Origin of the sequence: Herbidospora cretacea (assembly GCF_001570605.1) — a bacterium.
Lineage (GTDB): Bacteria > Actinomycetota > Actinomycetes > Streptosporangiales > Streptosporangiaceae > Herbidospora > Herbidospora cretacea.
The window spans coordinates 172,119-190,548 of the sequence record NZ_BBXG01000008.1; the positions used below are offsets into that span (position 1 = coordinate 172,119).

Annotated in this window: 24 protein-coding genes; 11 read left to right on the forward strand and 13 right to left on the reverse strand. The window is 73.0% G+C overall.

Annotated features, from left to right (window positions below):
• Together AW270_RS17655 and AW270_RS17660 are read right to left on the reverse strand one after the other, a co-directional pair.
• Window positions 1-676: hypothetical protein (locus AW270_RS17655; protein ID WP_218009252.1), on the reverse strand; the 676-nt coding region annotated here is incomplete at its 3' end.
• Window positions 651-1,469 carry a hypothetical protein gene (locus tag AW270_RS17660; RefSeq protein ID WP_157522159.1) on the reverse strand — a complete coding sequence of 273 codons (819 nt, stop codon included), beginning with the start codon at window positions 1,467-1,469 and terminating at the stop codon, window positions 651-653. The genes AW270_RS17660 and AW270_RS17655, both read right to left, overlap by 26 nt.
• Before the next feature lie 231 nt (window positions 1,470-1,700).
• On the opposite strand from AW270_RS17660, the gene AW270_RS17665 reads away from it, so the two are divergent.
• The 3 genes from AW270_RS17665 to AW270_RS17675 all read left to right on the forward strand — a co-directional run bounded on the left by AW270_RS17665 (window position 1,701) and on the right by AW270_RS17675 (window position 5,517).
• A complete protein-coding gene (locus AW270_RS17665) occupies window positions 1,701-3,155 on the forward strand; it encodes an MFS transporter (RefSeq protein WP_275477762.1) in 1,455 nt (484 codons plus the stop codon).
• 72 nt (window positions 3,156-3,227) lie between these two features.
• Entirely contained in the window at window positions 3,228-3,545 is a 318-nt protein-coding gene (locus tag AW270_RS17670; RefSeq protein WP_061295440.1) for a nuclear transport factor 2 family protein, read from the forward strand.
• 85 nt (window positions 3,546-3,630) lie between these two features.
• Window positions 3,631-5,517, forward strand: coding sequence for a hypothetical protein (locus AW270_RS17675; RefSeq protein ID WP_061295441.1), 1,887 nt, complete (start codon window positions 3,631-3,633; stop codon window positions 5,515-5,517).
• 27 nt (window positions 5,518-5,544) lie between these two features.
• On the opposite strand, the gene AW270_RS17680 is transcribed toward AW270_RS17675, so the two are convergent.
• Window positions 5,545-6,081, reverse strand: coding sequence for an NUDIX hydrolase family protein (locus tag AW270_RS17680; RefSeq protein WP_082801625.1), 537 nt, complete (start codon window positions 6,079-6,081; stop codon window positions 5,545-5,547).
• Window positions 6,078-6,281 carry a helix-hairpin-helix domain-containing protein gene (locus AW270_RS17685; protein ID WP_061295443.1) on the reverse strand — a complete coding sequence of 68 codons (204 nt, stop codon included), beginning with the start codon at window positions 6,279-6,281 and terminating at the stop codon, window positions 6,078-6,080. The genes AW270_RS17680 and AW270_RS17685 overlap by 4 nt, the downstream gene beginning before the upstream one ends.
• A gap of 8 nt (window positions 6,282-6,289) precedes the next feature.
• On the opposite strand from AW270_RS17685, the gene AW270_RS17690 reads away from it, so the two are divergent.
• Window positions 6,290-6,727, forward strand: a complete 438-nt coding sequence (locus AW270_RS17690) for a protein-tyrosine phosphatase family protein (RefSeq protein ID WP_061295444.1) — start codon at window positions 6,290-6,292, stop codon at window positions 6,725-6,727.
• A 29-nt stretch (window positions 6,728-6,756) separates the two neighbouring features.
• On the opposite strand, the gene AW270_RS17695 is transcribed toward AW270_RS17690, so the two are convergent.
• The 3 genes from AW270_RS17695 to AW270_RS17705 form a co-directional block, all read right to left on the reverse strand.
• Window positions 6,757-7,335, reverse strand: coding sequence for a GNAT family N-acetyltransferase (locus tag AW270_RS17695; protein ID WP_061295445.1), 579 nt, complete (start codon window positions 7,333-7,335; stop codon window positions 6,757-6,759).
• Complete coding sequence (locus tag AW270_RS17700) at window positions 7,332-8,054, reverse strand: methyltransferase domain-containing protein (RefSeq protein ID WP_061295446.1); 723 nt, start codon at window positions 8,052-8,054, stop codon at window positions 7,332-7,334. The genes AW270_RS17695 and AW270_RS17700 overlap by 4 nt, the downstream gene beginning before the upstream one ends.
• Before the next feature lie 145 nt (window positions 8,055-8,199).
• On the reverse strand, window positions 8,200-9,063 hold the full coding sequence (locus AW270_RS17705; protein WP_061295447.1) for a DNA-3-methyladenine glycosylase family protein: 864 nt from the start codon (window positions 9,061-9,063) through the stop codon (window positions 8,200-8,202).
• Between the two features lie 62 nt (window positions 9,064-9,125).
• Between AW270_RS17705 and AW270_RS17710 the strand changes: the two genes are divergently transcribed.
• A complete protein-coding gene (locus tag AW270_RS17710) occupies window positions 9,126-9,494 on the forward strand; it encodes a PH domain-containing protein (protein ID WP_245674748.1) in 369 nt (122 codons plus the stop codon).
• On the opposite strand, the gene AW270_RS40565 is transcribed toward AW270_RS17710, so the two are convergent.
• Both AW270_RS40565 and AW270_RS40570 read right to left on the reverse strand, forming a co-directional pair.
• The gene (locus AW270_RS40565) at window positions 9,479-9,979 is read right to left on the reverse strand and encodes a hypothetical protein (protein ID WP_061295448.1); all 501 of its coding nucleotides are present in this window, start codon (window positions 9,977-9,979) and stop codon (window positions 9,479-9,481) included. The two genes, AW270_RS17710 and AW270_RS40565, sit on opposite strands and share 16 nt — an antisense overlap.
• Before the next feature lie 42 nt (window positions 9,980-10,021).
• Entirely contained in the window at window positions 10,022-10,438 is a 417-nt protein-coding gene (locus tag AW270_RS40570) for a hypothetical protein (protein ID WP_061295449.1), read from the reverse strand.
• Window positions 10,439-10,494: 56 nt separating this feature from the next.
• Between AW270_RS40570 and AW270_RS40575 the strand changes: the two genes are divergently transcribed.
• Both AW270_RS40575 and AW270_RS17730 read left to right on the forward strand, forming a co-directional pair.
• The gene (locus AW270_RS40575) at window positions 10,495-11,613 is read left to right on the forward strand and encodes a hypothetical protein (RefSeq protein ID WP_061295450.1); all 1,119 of its coding nucleotides are present in this window, start codon (window positions 10,495-10,497) and stop codon (window positions 11,611-11,613) included.
• Between the two features lie 16 nt (window positions 11,614-11,629).
• Complete coding sequence (locus AW270_RS17730; RefSeq protein WP_061295451.1) at window positions 11,630-11,923, forward strand: hypothetical protein; 294 nt, start codon at window positions 11,630-11,632, stop codon at window positions 11,921-11,923.
• On the opposite strand, the gene AW270_RS17735 is transcribed toward AW270_RS17730, so the two are convergent.
• Entirely contained in the window at window positions 11,910-12,404 is a 495-nt protein-coding gene (locus AW270_RS17735; protein ID WP_061295452.1) for a carboxymuconolactone decarboxylase family protein, read from the reverse strand. The genes AW270_RS17730 and AW270_RS17735 overlap by 14 nt on opposite strands.
• Before the next feature lie 87 nt (window positions 12,405-12,491).
• Here AW270_RS17735 and sigJ point away from each other — a divergent pair, with 87 nt between their 5' ends.
• The 3 genes from sigJ to AW270_RS17750 are packed head-to-tail and all read left to right on the forward strand — an operon-like array spanning window position 12,492 to window position 14,310.
• Window positions 12,492-13,346: an RNA polymerase sigma factor SigJ gene (gene sigJ, locus AW270_RS17740; RefSeq protein ID WP_245674749.1), complete on the forward strand. Its 855-nt coding sequence runs from the start codon at window positions 12,492-12,494 to the stop codon at window positions 13,344-13,346.
• 4 nt (window positions 13,347-13,350) lie between these two features.
• On the forward strand, window positions 13,351-13,695 hold the full coding sequence (locus AW270_RS17745; protein ID WP_061295453.1) for a hypothetical protein: 345 nt from the start codon (window positions 13,351-13,353) through the stop codon (window positions 13,693-13,695).
• Window positions 13,696-13,749: 54 nt separating this feature from the next.
• On the forward strand, window positions 13,750-14,310 hold the full coding sequence (locus tag AW270_RS17750; protein ID WP_061295454.1) for a hypothetical protein: 561 nt from the start codon (window positions 13,750-13,752) through the stop codon (window positions 14,308-14,310).
• 1 nt (window position 14,311) lies between these two features.
• Here AW270_RS17750 and AW270_RS17755 read toward each other — a convergent pair whose 3' ends face one another.
• Complete coding sequence (locus AW270_RS17755; protein WP_061295455.1) at window positions 14,312-15,349, reverse strand: hypothetical protein; 1,038 nt, start codon at window positions 15,347-15,349, stop codon at window positions 14,312-14,314.
• Window positions 15,350-15,666: 317 nt separating this feature from the next.
• On the opposite strand from AW270_RS17755, the gene AW270_RS17760 reads away from it, so the two are divergent.
• The gene (locus AW270_RS17760) at window positions 15,667-16,326 is read left to right on the forward strand and encodes a response regulator (RefSeq protein ID WP_061295456.1); all 660 of its coding nucleotides are present in this window, start codon (window positions 15,667-15,669) and stop codon (window positions 16,324-16,326) included.
• Here the strand turns inward: AW270_RS17760 and AW270_RS17765 are convergent.
• Both AW270_RS17765 and AW270_RS17770 read right to left on the reverse strand, forming a co-directional pair.
• Window positions 16,288-17,286: an acyl-CoA dehydrogenase family protein gene (locus AW270_RS17765; protein WP_061295457.1), complete on the reverse strand. Its 999-nt coding sequence runs from the start codon at window positions 17,284-17,286 to the stop codon at window positions 16,288-16,290. The genes AW270_RS17760 and AW270_RS17765 overlap by 39 nt on opposite strands.
• A gap of 1 nt (window position 17,287) precedes the next feature.
• Window positions 17,288-18,430 (reverse strand): acyl-CoA dehydrogenase family protein, encoded by a 1,143-nt coding sequence (locus AW270_RS17770; protein WP_061295458.1) that lies wholly within the window; start codon window positions 18,428-18,430, stop codon window positions 17,288-17,290.

An 18,430-nucleotide genomic window follows, 5' to 3' on the forward strand; every position in this document is an offset into this window, starting at 1 on the left:
GCCCCGGCCCGTTCTCCGGCGGGCCCGCCTGGACCGCCGCGAGCCGGGCCGAGGCCTCCAGGGCGCGGGCCTCCCAGGTCAGCACGTGGTCGCCGCCGAGGACGCCGGCCCGCCGTCCCACCTCCTCCGCCGCGAGGTCGGCCGCCTCCGCCAGGCACCGCCGGTCGTCCGGCTCGGCCAGCGGGAGCGTCAGGAGCGTCGCCGCCAGGTCGGCGCGGGCCACGCCGGTCCAGTGGTCGTGCCGGCCGAGCGTCTCGCGGCGCCGGGCCAGTTCGGCGCGCTGCGCGGTCAGCGCGCGGCGCAGGTCGTCAGGGCCGGCCCGGCGGGAGAGCCAGCGCAGGTGACCGCTGGCGATCTCCATGGTGACCGGGTCGTCCGGCCCGAGGGAGACGCCCGCCTCGGCGTGCACCGCCGCCCAGGCCGCCACGGTGCCGTCGACCGGGCGGGTGTGGCCGAGCTCCTCCTCGGTCGCGGCGGCGATGCGCAGCGCGATCGAGTGGGAGGCGCCCAGATGGGCGCGGGCACTGGCCAGCAGGTCGCCGAGCTCGGCCGCGGCGGAGGGCCCGCCGGCGCGCACGACGGCACGCAGGCGGGCGATCCAGGCCCGGTCGCTTCCAGCGCCGCCCGGCTCGGGGGCCGGGGCTCCGCCGTCAGGCAGCACGGGGACCGTTGTCACGTTCCCGATCCTCCGTCCTGATGGTCCGGCGCAGCGTCTCGGCCGCGGCCTGGAGCAGGTCGGCGGCGGCCAGCCGCTCCGGGAGGCCGAGCGGGGCGGACAGCACCCCGACGACGGCGTCGGCCAGCACGCCCAGCGGCGGGCTGGCACGTTCCACACCCGCCAGCCGCTCCGCCAGCGCGGGCCGGACCCCGTCGAGCACGACCTCGGCCGGGACGTGCAGCCCCCGCGACGCGTCGGCGATCACGTTCTGCAGCAGGCGGAAGACGTCGCGGGCGCCGGCCCCGGGGCCGAAGACCGCCATCAGGTCCTCAACCGCGCAGACCGGCGGCTCCAGTTTGGTGGCCCGCAGCAGCGCGGGATGGTCGGCGGCGAAGTCGGCCACCGCGAGCACCAGCCCCTCGGCGGCGGCCATCCGGCCGGCCGGTCCCGTCTCCAGCGTCTGTAGCCAGCTATCGCGGTAGGACCAGAAAGTCCACACCACGGTCTCGCGCGCCAGTTCGGCCAGCGCGTCGACCCGCCCGAAGCACTCGGGCAGATCCCCGCCGTACGCCGCCGCGAGCGAGTGACGCGCCCTCGGCCCCACGACCGTGTACAGCGTGCTGGTCGAGCCCCCCGACACGTCCAGCACTCTCTTCCCCACTTGGCCCTCGGCCTCGGCCACCTCGCGGCAGGCCGCGTAGTAGGCCGTTCTGGTCGCCCAGTGGCGCTGCCCGTGACGGCTCCCCTGCACCAGGCGTTCCCGCCAACGGGCGGCCACGCTCCGGCGAGATTCCGTCAGTACGTCGGCCACGACCCCTCCCACCCGTACGGAAGTAATTGAATTGTCGACCGAACAGTACAGCTGACTTAAGTGGATTTCACGACCTGATTGCTGTTGGTGACATTGGTGAGGATGTTCACCAGGTGTTCCGCACAGAAAAGACGGCCGATCGGCCAACAGCCGGGGACCCGGGCCGGAGGGAGCGGGACGAGCACCCGTAGGATGCATCCGATCTACCCAAAAGGTACGAAAGGCTCCACAGTGAACCCCCCAGTCCCCCGCGGTGGCGCGGTCATCGCAGCTCTCGCGTCGGCGGGGATCGTGGTCTCGGTCATGCAGACGATCGTGATCCCGATCGTGCCCGAGTTGCCGAGGTATCTCCACACCGACGCCGCCTCGGTCACGTGGGTGCTGACGGCGACGCTGCTCGCGGGCGCGGTCGCGACGCCGGTCACCGGGCGGCTGGGCGACATGTTCGGCAAGAGGCGGCTGCTGCTGATCTGCCTGGGGCTGCTGGTGGCCGGGTCGGTGGTGGGCGCGCTGAGCTCCTCGCTCGTCCCGATGATCGTCGGCCGGGCGCTGCAGGGCTGCGCGGCCGGGGTGATCCCGCTGGGCATCAGCCTGATGCGCGACGAACTGGCCCCCGAGCGGCTCGGCTCGGCGATGGGCCTGATGAGCTCCTCACTCGGCGTCGGCGGCGCCCTCGGGCTCCCGGCCGCCGCCGCGATCGCCCAGAACGCGAGCTGGCACCTGCTGTTCTGGGGGGCCGCCGCGCTGGGCCTGATCGCGACGGTCCTGGTCTGGACGCTGGTGCCGGAGTCGAGCGCGCGCAGCGGCGGCCGGATCGACGTGCCCGGCACGATCGGCCTGACGGCCGGCCTGCTGTCCCTGCTGCTGGCCATCACCAAGGGCGGCGACTGGGGCTGGGGCTCCCCGCTGACGCTGGGCCTGTTCGGCGCGGCCGTGGCGATCCTGGCCGTCTGGGGCCTCTACGAGCTGCGCCGCCCCGGGCCGCTGGTCGACCTGCGCACCTCCGCGCGGCGGCCGGTCCTGCTCACCAACCTCGCCTCCATCGCCATCGGCTTCGCCATGTACGCCCAGGCGCTCGCCATCCCGCAACTCCTCCAGCTCCCCGCCGCGACCGGCCACGGGCTCGGCCAGTCGATGCTCGTGGCGGGCCTGTGCATGGCCCCCGGCGGCCTGGTCATGATCTTCGTCTCGCCCTTGTCGGCCCGGCTGTCGGCCTGGAAGGGCGCGAAGGTCTCCCTGATGACCGGCGCGCTGCTGTTCGCCCTGGGGGACGTCGCCGCCCTGTGGCTGCTGAGCGCCCCCTGGCAGCTCATCGTGGTCAGCATGATCACCTCGACCGGCATGGCGCTGGCCTTCGCCGCCATCCCGGCCCTGATCATGGCGAACGTCCCGCAGACCGAGACCGCCGCCGCCAACGGCCTCAACGCGCTGATGCGCTCGGTGGGCACCTCCACCGCCAGCGCGGTCGTCGGCGTGGCGCTGGCCCACATGACCCAGCCGTTCGCCGGGATCCTCGTGCCGACCCTTGACGGATTCAAGCTGACGTTCATCCTGGGGGCGGTGGCCGCCATGCTGGCGGCACTGATCATGGCGTTCGTTCCCGGCCGGCGGGCGGCTGTGGCGTATGCCACCGCCACAAAAGAGGAGCCGGATATGGCCGCCGCCCACGTTCACCGCACGTCATGACCCGCATATCGTCCTCGTGAGCGGGGATGTGGCCCACAAGGACACATACCCGAGCACATAGCGAGGACCGCGATGGATCCGCTTCTACCCGCCATCCAGCAGATGATCGACGCCACCAACCGGGGCGACGGCGCGGCTCTCCTGGGGGCGTTCGCCGAAGACGCGGTCGTCGTGGATTTCGGCCGCTGCTTCGAGGGGCGCGACCGCATCGCCGAATGGGACGCCGGGTCCAACGTCGGCGCCCGCACCAAGCTCGTGGTCACGGGGGCGCGCACCACGGGTGACACGACCACGGTCTCGGTCCACGTGTCCGGCGACGGCTACAACGGGCCGGGCACCCTGACGTTCCGCACGCACGACACCCTTATCGACCGTCTTGACATCACCTGACCCGTCAAGCGGTGAGAAAGGCTGATGCAAGCGGAAGGTCTATCACTTGTTCACGTACGCGCTGATACGTACGAGAAGGAGCGGGATGGCCCACGAGGGGGACCGCCAGGGACGGGGCACGGCTCTGGCGGCCGGGGAAGACGCGTTACACGTCGGGGGAGATCTGCGTGCCGCCCGCGAGTGGTTCGAGCTGGCGTGGCGTCAGGCCGAGCACGACGGCGACCGCGACGGGATGTCACGGTCGGCGCTCGGCCTGAGCGGCATCTGGGTGCACGAGCACCGCACCGGCGAGGGCGAGGCGACGATCCGCGCCCGCCAGCGGGCGGCGCTCGACGCCGAGGACCCCGGGTCGGGCCTGGCCAGGCGGCTACGCATCCGGCTCGCGGGCGAGGAGGACTACCGCTGCGGCACCCATGAGGCGATCCTCCGGGAGGTCGCCGAGGCCCGCCTCGCGGGCGACCCCGTCGCCCTGGTCGAGGCGCTCAGCCTGGCCCACCACTGCCTTCTCGGCCCGGAGCACGCGTCGCTGCGGCTGACCCTGGCCCAGGAGATGATCGGCCAGGCGGCCCGCACCGGCCGGCCCGGCGACGTCGTGATGGGCGTCATGTGGCGGGCCGTCGACCTGTTCCTGCTCGGCGACCCGCACGCCGACCGGGGGCTGCGGGAACTGGTCGCGCTGGTGGAACGAGGGCCCCACCTGGCGGCGGGGTTCATCGCGGGGACGATCCAGGTGATGCTGGCGATCCGCCAGGGCCGCTTCGGGCACGCCGAGAACCTGGCCGCCGCCAGCGCCGAACGGGGGGCCGCCGCCGGGGACCGCGACGCGGCGGGGTGGTACGGCGGCCAGCTCGGCAGCATCCGCTGGTTCCAGGGCCGGATCGCCGAGCTGCTCGACGTCTTCCACGAGCAGGCCGACAACCCCGTCCTGAGCGCGATCGACAACAGCTACCTGTCGGCCGTGGCGCTCGCCGCCGCGACCGCCGGGGAGAACCGCCTCGCGACCGGCATGCTGGCCCGGATCCGGGGCCGCGACCTGGCGGCGCTGCCCCGGTCGAGCACCTGGCTCTTCACCCTGTACGGCGTCACCGAGACAGCCCACCTCCTCGGCGACGAGGCGATCTCGGCGGAGGTCTACGACCTGCTGCTCCCCCACGAGTCCGCGCCCGTGATCGCCAGCCTGGGGGTGACCTGCCTGGGCTCGGCCCACCACCCGCTGGGGGTGGCCAGCCTGACGATGGGCCAGCTCGACCGCGCGATCGGGCACTTCCAGGCGGCCGTCCGCGACAACCTGGCCCTCGGCCACTGGCCCGCGACCGTGCTGTCGCGCTGGCGTCTCGGCCACGCGCTGGCCGCCCGGCACGGCGCCCGCGACGAGCTGGCGCTGCGGGAACTGGAGATCGCCACCAAGGAGGCGGCCGAGCTGGGCATGGAGCTCCCGGCCCCGGTGTCGCGCCGCGCCCTCGGCCCCTCCCCCGCCACCGCCCGGCGGCACGGACGGCACTGGCGGATCGATCTCGGGGGGCGCTCGGTCCTGGTCGAGCACAGCGTCGGCATGGGCCACCTGGCGATGCTGATCGCCAACCCGGGGCGCGAGATCCCGGCCGCCGACCTGGCCGGGGTGCCCGACCAGCCGCCCGACCAGCCCGTGATCGACGCGACGGCCCGGCGGGCCTACGAAGACCAGCTGGTCCGCCTCCAGGAGGCGATCGAGGAGCGGGAGGCGCTCACCGACGCCGACGGGGCGGCGGCGCTGCGGGCCGAGCACACGTGGCTGGCCTCGGAACTGGCGGCGGCGACCGGGCTGGGCGGCCGGTCGCGGGCGTTCACCGGCGACGGCGAGCGGGCGCGGGTGGCGGTCGGCAAGGCGATCCGGCGAGCGCTCGGGCGGATAGAGGAGCTCGACGCGGCCATGGGGGCGGAGCTGCGCGCGACCGTGCGGACGGGCGCGCGCTGCGGCTACCAGCCCCGATGAACAGCCCCGGTGAACCGCCCGGCGACGTCAGACGATGCGGCCGACGTAGGCGAGGGCCTGCTTCAGCAGGGTGCCCTGGCCGCCGGTCATCTCCTGCTGGACGATCGGGGAGGCGGCCTCCTCGGGGGTGAACCACTCCAGGTCGAGGGCGTCCTGGCGGGGGGCGCAGTCACCGGCGACCGGGACGATGTAGGCCAGCGACACGGCGTGCTGGCGGGGGTCGTGGTAGGGGGTCACGCCGGGCGTGGGGAAGTATTCGGCGATGGTGAAGGGCTGCGGCGACAGGGGCACGCGGGGCAGCGCGACCGGGCCGAGGTCCTTCTCCAGGTGGCGCAGGAGCGCGTCGCGGACCTGCTCGCCGTAGAGGACCCGGCCGGAGACCAGCGCGCGGCTGACGTTGCCGTCGCCGTCGATGCGCAGCAGCAGGCCGACGTGGGTGACGACGCCGTTCTCGTCGGCGCGGACCGGCACGGCGTCGACGTAGAGGATCGGCAGGCGCTCACGCATGAGCGAGAGTTCCTCGGGTGAGAGCCAGCCCGCCGCGGTTTCGGTCATTTCGGTCATCGCTCGATCTTATCGGGATCGCGGAACGACAGCCCGGCCGCGGTCAGCGCCTCGGTGAGGATGCGGATGGCCTTGGGCCCCATGCCGTGGAGCGCCAGCAGCTCCTTGGCGGTGTGGCGGGTGACGTCTTCGAGGGTGTGGCAGTCCACCTCGGCCAGCGCCCGGACGGCCGGACCGCTGATCTTCGGGAGTTCGGTCATGGCACCCGATGGTAAGAGAGCATGGAGGGGTGACGCTGACCGGTTCCCTCCAATTGCCCGACGGCACCCCCGTGCGCGGCCGCGGCCTCGGCAGGCCCCTGCCGCCGGGCCCCCTCCCCGACTTCGGCCTGTACGTCCTGGAACGGGCGCCGGAGGTGACCTGGCCGTCGGAGTGGGTCCGCTGGCGCGACTTCTGGCTCCCCGCCGACCCCGTCGCCGCCGCCCGCGCCATCAGGGGCCTGTACGACCGGGCGCTCGCCGGGGCCGATGTGGAGGTGGCCTGCCGGGGCGGCGTCGGGCGCACCGGCACCGTGATCGCCTGCCTGGCCACCCTGACGGGGCTCTCCCCGGCCGAGGCGATCACCTGGACCCGCGCCCACCACAACCGGCGCGCGGTCGAGACGCCCTGGCAGCGGCGCTGGGTCCACCGGTTCCCCGCTCTGTGACCCAGCTGCTGTGACTCAGCTGCTGTGACTCAGCTCCTGCCCAGGATCCGGCTCGGCCGGGCGGTCAGCAGGCGGACGGGGTAGCCCAGGCCCGGCATGGGATGGATCCGGTCGGAGGCGGCGCGGAAGCCCATGCGGGTGAGCAGGACGTCCTGGCCGTGGGCGGTGCCGGCCAGCACCCAGACCATCGTGCGCCCCATCCGGTGGGCCACCTCGGCGCCCGCCAGCACCAGCGACCGCCCGACCCCGCCGTGCCGGTGCGCCGCCCCGACCAGCCACCGGCCGCCTTCCACGACGTCGTGAGGTCGGAGTCCTTCCCGGTGGAGGAGGTCGGCGGCCTCGGGTTCGAGATCGAGGACCCAGCTCGGGTCGAGGTCCTCCAGCGGGGCGAACCGGGCGGTTCCGGCGATCTCGCCGCCGGGGAGCCGGGCGATCAGGTGGCAGGCGACGTCGTCGTGGCCGTCGCGGTCCTGGCCGGTCGGCAGGCCCAGCCCCTGGAGCACCTGGGCGCGGAAGCCGATGAGCTCCCGCTGCCACGGCTCGCCGCCGAACGCGCCGCCGGGGTGGTGCACGTCGACGGAGACGGCCTGGACGCCGACGCTCGTCATGCCGACCCCGTGACGAGGTAGAGGGGCAGCGCGGTGAGGAACTCCCCGGCCCGGTCGGCCTCGGCCACGGCGGCGAACCAGGAGGGCGGGGCCGGGATCAGGCGTTCGTCGAGGACGGGGATGACCGCCGTCGCGTCGGCCAGGTCGGTGGACACTCCCAGGAACGCCCTGACCTCGGTCTTCGCGAGGCCCTGGCGGGCCAGGCGGCGGCGCAGGGTGCGGCCCATCGACGGGTGGGGGACCACCGTGCGGAACACGCCGAGCACCTGCCCGGCCAGTTCCTCGTCGACGCCGTCGACCACGAGGCCGGTCCAGTCGACGTCGATCAGGCAGATCCGGCCGCCGGGGGCGAGCGACCGCACGAGGTTGCCGATCACCCGGTCGGCGTCGGGGACGTGCTGGAGCAGGCGCTCGGCCCAGACGACGTCGTAGTGGCCCGGCCGGTCGAGCGTGGCCAGGTCGGCGGTCTCGGCGGTGACGCCGGGGATCTCCGCCGCCGCGCCCGACATGACCGGGTCGGCGTCGATCGCGGTGACGCGGGCCCCCAGGTCCGCGAACCGGGCGGCCATGTCGCCGGGCCCGCACCCGGCGTCGAGCACCCGCTCCCCCGGCCGGACGTCCAGCAGGGCCAGCCCTTCGTCGCGGATCGACCGGACCATGGGATGGCGGGAGACCCGTTCGAGGTAGGCGCGCATGTCGTGACCGTCGAACACCGCCATGTGGCGCCCCCGAGGCTGGTTCCGGCTGACCAGTCGAGCGTGACAACCGGGGTCCCGGGCGGCAAGGAGCGGTCCAGTCAGGCATACCTATCTAAAATGGGCAAATCGGTAACTGTGCGTCAATAGCCGCACTTCCCCGCTGGCGTCAGCTGCCCGCGCGGAACAGGAACGACGCCCACGACCGGAACGGCCGCCACGCCTCGGCGAGCTTCCTGAACTCCCTGGGTGAGGTGTCGTCCGGCAGCCCGTAGGCCTCCCTGAGCAGCCCGAACAGCCTCGGCTCGTCGCCGGGGAAGGCGTCGGGCGCGCCCGCGCCCCGGATGAGGATCAGCCCGGCCGAGAACGGGCCCACGCCCGGCAGCGCCCGCAGCTCCGCCAGCGCCTCCTCCGGCGGCACGCCGCGCAGGTATTCGCTGGTCAGAACACCGTCGAGGGCAGCTCTGGCCAGGCCGCGGATCCACTCCTCCTTCTGCGCGGGCAGCCCGAACCCGTCGGCGTCGGCCAGGGTGACCGGAGGCGGGAAGACGGGGTGCTCGGCGTCGTCCACGACGATCCTGGCCCCGAACTTCTCGGCGATGCGCCGCTTCAGCGTCGCCGCGATGTGCATCGACGACCGCTGCACGATCACCGCCCAGACGGCCGCCTCCCACGGCGTCCAGAAACAGATCGGCCGCAGCCCCGGGTGGGCCGCCCGAAGCTCCCCCAGCACGGGATCCGCGCCGCCCACCTGCTCGAAGCCCGCGCCGTCGACGTCGAGGGAGAGGATCCTGGCCACCTCGCCGCGCAGCCCCGGACCGGCGGGGCGGGTGGTCTCGACCCGGACGCCGCCGGGGGCGGCGGTGACGGCGACACCGGTGGGAAGCCAGTCGTGTTCTGGGCAGAAGGCGAAGCGGAGCGTGCGGCCGTCGGACGGAAGGAGGCTCGCCGCCGGCCAGTGCTCGACGAACCGCAGCGTGGCGGCGAAGTCGTAGGGGCCGCGGGCGGTGAGCGCGAATCCGTGCGTGGTCATCCGCCGATCGTAGGCGCGCTCGTAGCATCGGCCGAAAGGCCGCCCGACGTCAGGAGAAGACCGTGCACCCCTCGATCCCCCACGACCGCCCCGAGCAGCTGCAGCAGATCCAGAGCGGGCTCATGCAGGGCGAGCAGATCATCGCCGTCTACGACGCCGTCGGGGTCGGGACCGGGTTCCTCGGGCTGACCGACCGGCGCGTGATCGTGCAGGACAAGTCGTTCGTCGGGAAGAAGCTGGCGATCACCAGCATCCCCTACTCGAAGATCACCAGCGTCAGCGTGGTCAGCAACAAGTCGTTCGCCGGGTCGTTCTTCTCCTCCGGGGCCATCGCCATCAACGTGGGCACGCACGTCTACGAGATGGACTTCCGGGGCGAGCAGAAGGCCCACCACGTGCACAGCGTCATCCTCCACTACATCAGCAGGTAGCCGAATATGGATTTGTACGTGTTCGGCGGCACCCGCTGACGAGATGATGCGGGGGTTCGGGAGCAGGGGCGTACAGAAGGAGCGGCCATGGCCGTGGCGTGGGGGCCCGTCCGGGGCCGGGTCGTGTTCGACAGCAGCGTCCACCCGACGTCGAAGGAGCAGCAGTCCAGCGGCTTCTCCTGGACGGGCGCCCGGTCCCTCCTGCTGACCGACCGGCCCGCCGTGTACGTCCACGACACCGGCGGGTTCGGGAACGCGGCCGTCACCGCGCTCGACCCGGCGGCCGACGCCGACGTCTCGGTCACGCTGGCCGACCGGAGCACCCGCCTGGTCTCCGACGTCCGGCTGCCGGGCGGCCGGGCGCTCCAGCTCGCCTCGGGGCCGCTCGACCCGCCGGCGCTGCACGCCCTGACGGGGCTGGGCGGGCGGCTTCTGCCCGACGCGGCGGGGCTCGACTTCGTCAGCCCGTGCGCGGTGTCGGTCACGCCTCACTACGAGGAGGGCGGGGAGCCGGCCGAGCTGACCGCCTATGTCGTGCTGTCGGGCGGGCGGCTGCGGCTGCGGGACCGGGGGGCGGTCCCGGTGGAGTGGCCGGTCAACCGGATCGCGGTCACCGCCCACGGGCCGAGCGCCGTCGAGGTCCGGGGCGGCGCGCTCCTCGACGGGCGGTTCCTGAGCGGGGCGCTGCTGCACCTGGTGACGCCGCAGGTCCGCGACGCCTTCCTCAAGGTCTTCCGGTCGACGGCCGCGTCGGTTCCCGGCACGGTCGGCACGTCCGCGCCGGTGACGATCCGGGGGCTGGCCGGCGGGACGGCCGACTGCGTGCTCGGGGACGACACTCTGGAGTTCCAGGCGACCGACTCGCAGCGGGTCGTGGCCGCCTTCGACCTGGACGACCCGGAGCTGCGCGTGGCCGGGTCGGCCGAACGCTTCGTGATCTTCAACCCGGCGCACGGTCCGGTGGCGGTGGACGTGCGGGTCGTCGGCCTTCGGCCGCCGGTTGCGGGAGCACGCCAAGATCCGGGCCGCCGCCGAGCGCACCCTCGCCTCGGGGATCTTCCCCGCCGAGCTGTCCGACGGGCGGCCGGTCGCGCTGGCGTGCACGCCCGACGGCCTGCGGATCCGCGGGCCGGAGACGGGGGTGCGGATCGCCTACACCTCGATCAGGAGCATCGAGGGCTCCCCCGGGCGGCTGCGGCTGACCAGCGAGCGCAGCGACCTGACCGTGGCCGGGCCGCCGGAGCTGATCCAGGCGCTGCACGTCGAGCTGCGCACCCGCGGCCACCTCGACGCGGGACCCGGGCAGATCCCCGACATGGTGCGGGCGGCGGTCGGGCTGGAGGAGGACTACCTCCTCTACACGATCTTCGGCCCGTTCTACGAGCTCCACGCCGCCCTGCTCGGGGAGGGGGCCGACCTGGGCCGTCCGGTGACGGAGCCGGACGCGGCGGTGTTCCAGGTCGGGCTGACCGAGGTGCAGCGCCACCTCGACCAGGTCGCCCACGTCCTGCCCGCCTTCATCCGCCAGCGTGACGCCCTGCTGGTGACCGGGCCGGAACCCGCCTGGCTCAAGTCCGACGAGACCGCGCTGCGGGCCGCGCTCGCCCCGGTGCAGCGCGCCGCCGCAGAGGTCGGTCAGCTGGCCGCCCAGGTGCAGCGGCTGATCGACCTCGACCCGGCGGAGCTGCCGAAGGTCAGCTACGGCGGGGCGGCGGTGTCGCTGGGGGCCGCCGCGCTGGTGAACCCGGTCTTCGCGGTGTCCGGCCTGTCGCAGGCCTACGCGGCGCGCAGCCAGGGCGACCAGCGCAGGAACCAGGCCACCGCCCAGTCGGCGCGGGGCTGGGCGACGGTCCTCGACCGCTGGAACGCCCTGGTCGGCACCGGGCTGCCGGTGCTGTCCTACGTGATCACCGAGAACGTCTTCCCGCTGCGCTGGTCGGCCGCCCGCCGCCTGGCCGAGACCGCGGCCCTGCCGGGGGTGGCCCGCCGCCTGGCCGCCCTCGACGTGCTGCGCCGGTATCCCTCAGGCCCGGGGGTCCCGTTCCGGCGGGGCGAGATCGCCGACCACCTGCGCGCCGCCCGCGACCGGCTCCCTGCTCCCCGCTTCGCCGACTTCTGATCTCCGGAGACCCACGATGGCCCTCTTCAGCAGCCAGTTCGACCAGGCCCGGCGCTTCTCCGCCGCCTACGCGGGCGAGCCGGGCGAGACCCGCTTCTGGACCCCGGCCACCGTCGGCGTGGTGGCCGGGCTCGGCGCGGCGGCGCTGATCGCCGACGACCCCGACCAGACGGCGGCCTTCGGCGGCGGGGGCGACGCCCAGGACGACGGCCCCTGGTCGGCGCACTCCGACTGGTCGGACGCCTCGATCGGCGGCGACGGCGACTTCATGTACTTCTCCGACGGAGACGTCAGCTTCACCGTCGGCTGACAGGGCTGTAGTTCCTGCCGATCGGCGTGCCGGGGATCGGCCGGGCGATCAGCGCCACGGGGATGAAGAAGCAGATCTGGCCGATGGCGACGGTGAGCGTCCAGAGCGCCTTGTCGTCGTAGTGCGCCGACGCCCGCGCGAACAGCTCGTCGGGGACGCGCTCCCCCGACGGGTTCGGGGTCAGCACCGCCTCGACGAGTTCCAGCGCGATCCGTTCGGCGTCGGTGAAGAAGGGCGCGTCGCGCCACGACGCCACGGCGGTGATGCGGTCCTCGGTCTCCCCCGCCCCGCGGAGGTTCTCGGTCTGCCGGACGGTGTGATAGGTGCTGCCGACGAGCTGACCGGCCCGGAGATGGACCAGGTGGACGGTGGTGTCGGGGATCGCGCCGTTGTGGGCGGCCTTGGTCATGCCGACCGCGAGCGCTCCCATGCCGGGAAAATGGCTCATCGGGTCGGGCAGGCGTGACTGGAGTTCGGTCATGGTCAGTCCGACGACGTGACGGGCCGGATTGTGAGGCCTCACATTCCGGGAGGCTGTCTCGTCGAAGAGGCGACGGAAGGGGGCATCGTGACAGCCGAACTGAGTGAACGCCGACATCTGATCAACCTGTCCTACCGGCTCCTCGGCTCCTTGGCGGACGCGGAGGACGTCGTCCAGGAGACCTTTGCGCGCTGGTACGCGCTGACGCGCGACCAGCGGGACGCCATCGCCTCACCGGGCGCGTGGCTGACCACCGTGGCCAGCCGGATCTGCCTCGACCTGCTGGGATCGGCCCGGGTCCGGCGCGAGCGCTACGTGGGCGAGTGGATCCCGGAACCGGTGCCCGACTGGACCGACGACCCGGCCGACCGGGTCACCCTCGACGAGTCGGTCAGCATGGCGTTCCTGGTCGTGCTCGAGTCGATGACCCCGGCCGAGCGGGTGGCGTTCGTCCTGCACGACGTCTTCTGCCACTCGTTCGCCGAAGTGGCCGAGATCGTCGGGCGCACCCCCGCGGCCTGCCGCCAGCTGGCCTCCTCGGCCCGGCGGCGCGTGCTGGCGGCTCCGGCGGCGCCCACGGCCCGGCGGGCGGAGGTCGTCAGGGCGTTCCGGCAGGCGTGGGAGGCCAAGGACATCGAGGCCCTCATCGGCCTGCTCGACCCCGGCGTGACGGTGACCGCCGACGGGGGCGGCCTGGCCGACGCGGTGCTGCGCCCGCTGGAAGGGGTCGACCAGGTGGTCCGGTACGCCGTCGAGCTGGCCGGAGCCCTGTCCGGCCTGACGATCGTCGAGCGCACCGTCAACGGGCAGCCGGGCCTGGTGGCGCGGCGCGACGGCGTGACGGTGACGGTGATGGCGTTCGACGTGGCCGGAGACCGGATCACGAACATCTGGGCGGTCCGCAACCCGGAGAAGCTCCGGGCCTGGACGATGGAGGGATAAGACGATGGTGTCACGCGTTCTGGTCGTCCTGCGGACGGCGGTGCTCCTCATCGCGCCGGTGACGGCGGGACTGCTGCTGACCACGCCGAGCGGGCTCGCCCTGCACAGCGCGTCGGCGTACACGATGTTCACGGTGGCGGTGGTGCACATGGTCGTCGCGGCCGTGCTGTGGCGGCGCGGGGGCTCCTCCCAGCCGGTCCGGTGGGCCGCGCTGTTCCTCGGGCTGACGCTGGCGCAGGTGGCGCTGGGGATCGCGGGATGGAAGGTCGTCCATGTTCCGCTGGGCGTGCTGATGTTCGGCCTGAGCCTCGTTCAGCTCAGCCAGAACCGGAACACGGTGAATGCCTGACAGCCCTTTTCTCCTCGTTTCCAAGAAAGGGCCGGTCAATATAGCCTCTTCTGCGTGAACACCACGACCGCGAAACCGCTCGCCGGCTTATTCGCGGTCGTGTTCGCGCTGCTCGCCATGGCGACGCTCTGGGCCGCCAGCGTCCCCTATTGGGACGGGCTGTCTCTCTTCAGTTTCGTGCTCTTCGGCTGGATTCCCCTCCTGCTCGTCTATCTCGTCTGGCTGACCCTCACCGCCCACCGCAGCCGGTCGCCCTTTCTCCTGGCCGCGCCGTTCGCGATCACCATCGGCGTCATGGTGGCGCTGGCGACCGACGTCTCCTTCCAGGCCCGGTTCGCGCTCTCCCACGCCGCCATGGACCGCCTCGTGACCACGATCGACCCCGAGGCGGACCACGCCTGCCACGACGCCGGTCTCTACCGCCTCTGCCAGGAGCCCCTCTACGTCGACGGCGACGACACCCCCGACGGCGTCGCGTTCGCGATCGACAACGGGTCGGACGGCGTCCGCGGTTTCGCCCACTCGCCGGGCGGGGTTCCGCAGTCGTCCGGCGACGACGAGTACGACCATCTCACCGGCGACTGGTACCGCTGGAAGGGCTGGGACGGCTGGTGACTCACCGGTAGGTGGCGAGTTCGCCCGTCCGCCGGACGTCCAGCGTCACGCAGTGGATGCCGCCGCCCAGGCTCCGGGCGTGGGTGAGCTGCGTCGGGATCACCTCGACCTTGTGCCGCTCCAGCTCCTTGATCAGCCCCGTCTGCCGCCGGTCCACCAGGGCCTTCCCGGGGGCGACGACCAGGAAGTTCATGCCGATCCACACCGACGACTTCGGGTGGTCGCCGATGTAGCCGGTGTCGACCAGCTCGGGGCAGACGACCGTGTCCCAGCCGCGCAGGAAGTCGGGCATGTTGCGGTCGTTGACGCGGGCGGGATTGATCAGCATGAGGCCGGGGCGCAGCGGGACGATGGTCGAGTCGATGTGGGTGGACGGATAGAGGCCCTCGCAGGGGTGGACGGTGTACTGGTCGCCCAGGGCGGCCTGGAGCCACTGCGCGCCGAGCAGGTTGCCGCTGTCGGAGACCTGGTAGAGCAGGTCGGTGCCGAACCGCAGGATGTTCGCGGCGTCGAAGGCGGGTTCGAGGTTGCGCAGGCGCTGGCCCTCGGGGGCCTTGGGTTCGTACATGTCGTCGGTCAGGCGCGGCTTGGGGGCCGACAGCCAGCGCGAGCCGCTCTCCAGGTACTCCAGGAACAGCTCCTTGTACGCGAACCCTTCCAGGAACCGGGAGCGGAGCACCATGGGCGACTCGATGAGGGTGTTGCCGACCGTGAGGAAGCCGTCGCGGGGGCAGTAGTCGTAGAAGCCGTCGGTGCTCCAGTCGGGGGTGGACGTGATCGCCTGGTGGTCGCGGCCGCCGGGGCGGCGGACGGTCACGCCGAGACTCTTCAGCAGGTCGGCCAGTTCGTCGAGTTCGGCCTCGGTCTGCTCGGCCACGTCCTCGGGGTAGGGGCCGGAGGGGATGTGGTCCGGTTCGACGTCGGCGTACTCGACGGCGTGCAGGCTCCGGTCGGCCAGGGGCACGCGGGCGCCGGCCATGGTGCCGACGACGATCTCCTCCAGCGGGTCCCATTCGTTGTGCACGTCGACCAGGCTCATGAGGTTCTCCGTTTCGTCCGGGCGCCGAGGGCGCCATGTCGGTCGGGAATCAATGACTGATTGGGACGGCCTTTTCGGTGATCCCGTTTACCCCGGTAGGGAAGGGGCAACTGCCACCAGGTTCTCAGTCGGGATAAAGGGGGCACTTTCGATGGTGATCAGGGGATCCACACGGCCAGGTCCACCACCGCACTTCCGCTGATCTGCAGTTCTTCTTTCAACGCTGACCGGAACGCTGTTTTGGTGCGCAAATTAAACAGAGAGACCGGCGGTTATTCCGGGCGAGGCTCCCAGCTACCTCATCGAGGCGTCACACCATGACCATTCGCACTCTGATCTGCGACGAACTGCCAGTGATCCGAGACGGCATGCGCACGCTGCTCGACGCCGTACCGGACATCGACGTGATCGACACCACGGACAACGGCATGGAGGCCATCGTCCTGGTGCGCACGGAGCGACCTGACGTCGTCATCACCGATCTGAACTTACGGACCATCTCCGGACTGGAGATGATCCGCCGGCTCGGCAAAGAGGACGCGCCCCCCAACATCGTGGTGTTCACCGGTTCGGACGCCGACAAGACCGTCAGCGACGTGCTGCACGCGGGGGCGTGCTGCCTGCTGTGCAAGGACGCGAGCCCGCAGGAGCTGGTCGCCGCGATCAGGGCGGCGGCCGAGGGCCGGACGGTGCTCGCGCCGGACATCGCGCAGCGCCTGGTCACCTGGTTCCGCGAACAGCCTGACACTGCTCCACCCGAGCCCTGCCCGGAGGTGACCGAGCTGACCCCCCGGGAGCGCGAGGTGACCCAGATGGTGGCCCGGGGGATGTCGACCGAGGAGGTCGCCCGCGCGCTGACGATCGGGGTGGCCACGGTCCGCACCCACCTCTACCGGGTGCGGACGAAGCTCGGGGTGCGCGACCGCGCCGAGCTCGTCTCACTGGCTTACCGATGCGGGCTCATCGCGCCGGCCTGACCGCCGGGCCCGGTCGAGCCGGGCGGCGCCGGCCAGCCGCCACAGGGCGGCGGGCTCGCCCCACCGGCCGGCCTCGGCCGCGGCCAGCCTGAAGTGGCGGTGCAGGCCGAGTTCCGGGGTCATCGCGCGCACCCCGCAGGCCTGCATGCAGGTCCGCACCACGTCGCGGGCGGTCTCGGCGGCCGTCGCGAGCGCCACGATCGGCGCGGTGCCCGCCTTGTCGTGGCCGTGGTCGGCCAGCCAGGATCCCCGGTACACCGCCGCCCTGGTCGCGCGGACCGCCACCATGGCGCGGGCCAGCGGGAAGGCGACGGCCGGGAGGTCACGCAGCCGCGTGCCGGACTGCCGCCGGACGCCGGTGTGCCGGACCGCGATCTCGAGCGCGCCGTCGGCGATGCCGAGCAGGTAGGCGGCCTGGCGGAGCCGGGCGCGGGACAGCGCGTCGTCCAGCCGCGCGACGAAGGTGGCCGGGGCGTCCTCGAACCGGACGACCTGCGGCCCGCCGCCGCCCTCGGACGCCTCGGCGAGCACCGGCTCGCCGTCCATCCGGGTGGCGACCAGATACGGCCCGGGGCCGTCGGCGACGACGGCGCCGGTCAGGGCCCAGCCGCCCGCGCGCGGGGTCGCGGTGACCCCGGCGCCCACGGGCAGCGCCTCGAACCCGGCCAGGGACATCCCCGGAGGGCGGCCCACGTCGGCGGCCAGCGCGTCGGCCCGGTAAGGGTTCCCGCAGGCCGCGCGGCCGAGCTCCTCGCTGACGACCACCCCGGCGGTCAGGCCGAGGTCGAGGCCGCCGGCGGGGACGGGCCGTTCGTAGTCGGCCACGCCCAGGTCGTCGAGCACCGCGGCGGCGTCGGCCACCGGCGGTCCGTGCACCTCGGCCTGGAGGGGCACATGGGCGAGGGCCGCGCGCAGCGCCCGGCGCAACTGGACGATCATCGGGTCGGGGGTGAGGTCCACGTCAGCGCCTCTCTTGTCCGATGGAGTCGAACGCGGTGGCCATGATCTGGAGCATCACCTCGGAGGTGCCCGCCGACAGTGTCAGCCCCGGCGCCTCCCGGTAGGCGGAGTCCAGCGTCACGGCGGCCCGGGTGCGGCCGGCCCGCTGCCGGGCGTCGGGGAGGCCGGCGGCCCAGATCGCGATGCTCTGGGCGAGTTCGCTGCTGTGGTACTTCGCGACGGCGGCGGCGACCGGATCGACCCGGCCGGCCGCCAGGCCGGTGAGGACCTCCCAGGCCAGCACGTGGTCGGCGGCGAGCGCGCCGTCCCAGCGGCCGATCTGTTCGAGGTAGTGGTCGGCCTCCCGGTCGAGCAGCGTCTCCAGCGCGGCGTCCAGCCAGTGTTCGGCCTTGAGGAAGTAGTCGAGGCCGGTGCGCTCGATGGCCAGCGCCTCGTTGAGGAGCGGCCAGCCCTGGTCGCGCGGGCCGATGAGGTCGGCGCCGGAGACCGGCACCGCGTCGAGGTCGACCTGGTGGAACTGCTCGTCGCTGACCCCGGGGATCACCGACACGGTCACGCCGGGGGCGGCCAGGTCGACGAGGAAGAGGCTGATGCCCTGGTACTTCCCGGCGCCAGGCGTGGTGCGGGCCGCGCACAGGCCGTGGTGGACGAAGCGGGTCTTGAGGCTGAACACCTTCGTGCCGGTGATCCGGTAGCCGTCGCCGTCCGGTTCGGCCACGGTGCGCAGCGCGCCCAGGTCCGATCCGGCGTCGGGTTCGGTGTAGAGGACCGAGGCGAACCGCTCGCCGCGCGCGAGGGCGGGCAGGTGGCGGCGTTTCTGCTCGTCGTCGCCCGCCATCAGCAGGAACTGGCCGACGATCTGGATGGTGTTGACGTGCAGGGTGTCCGGGACGCCCGCGCGCACCAGTTCCTCCGCGACGATCGCGGCGTCGGTGAGCGGGCGGCCCGCGCCGCCGAACTCGGCGGGCCAGTGGACGGCGAGCAATCCGAGCCCGCCGAGCAGCCGGTAGAGGGGCCGCTGGTCGGGTTCGACGCCGTCGGCCGCCGTGGCCTCGGCGACCGCCGCCCGCACCTCGGCGGAGCGCAGCGCCTTCCGGACGTCGGCCCGGAAGCGCTCTTGGTCCTCGGTGAATCCGTATCGCAT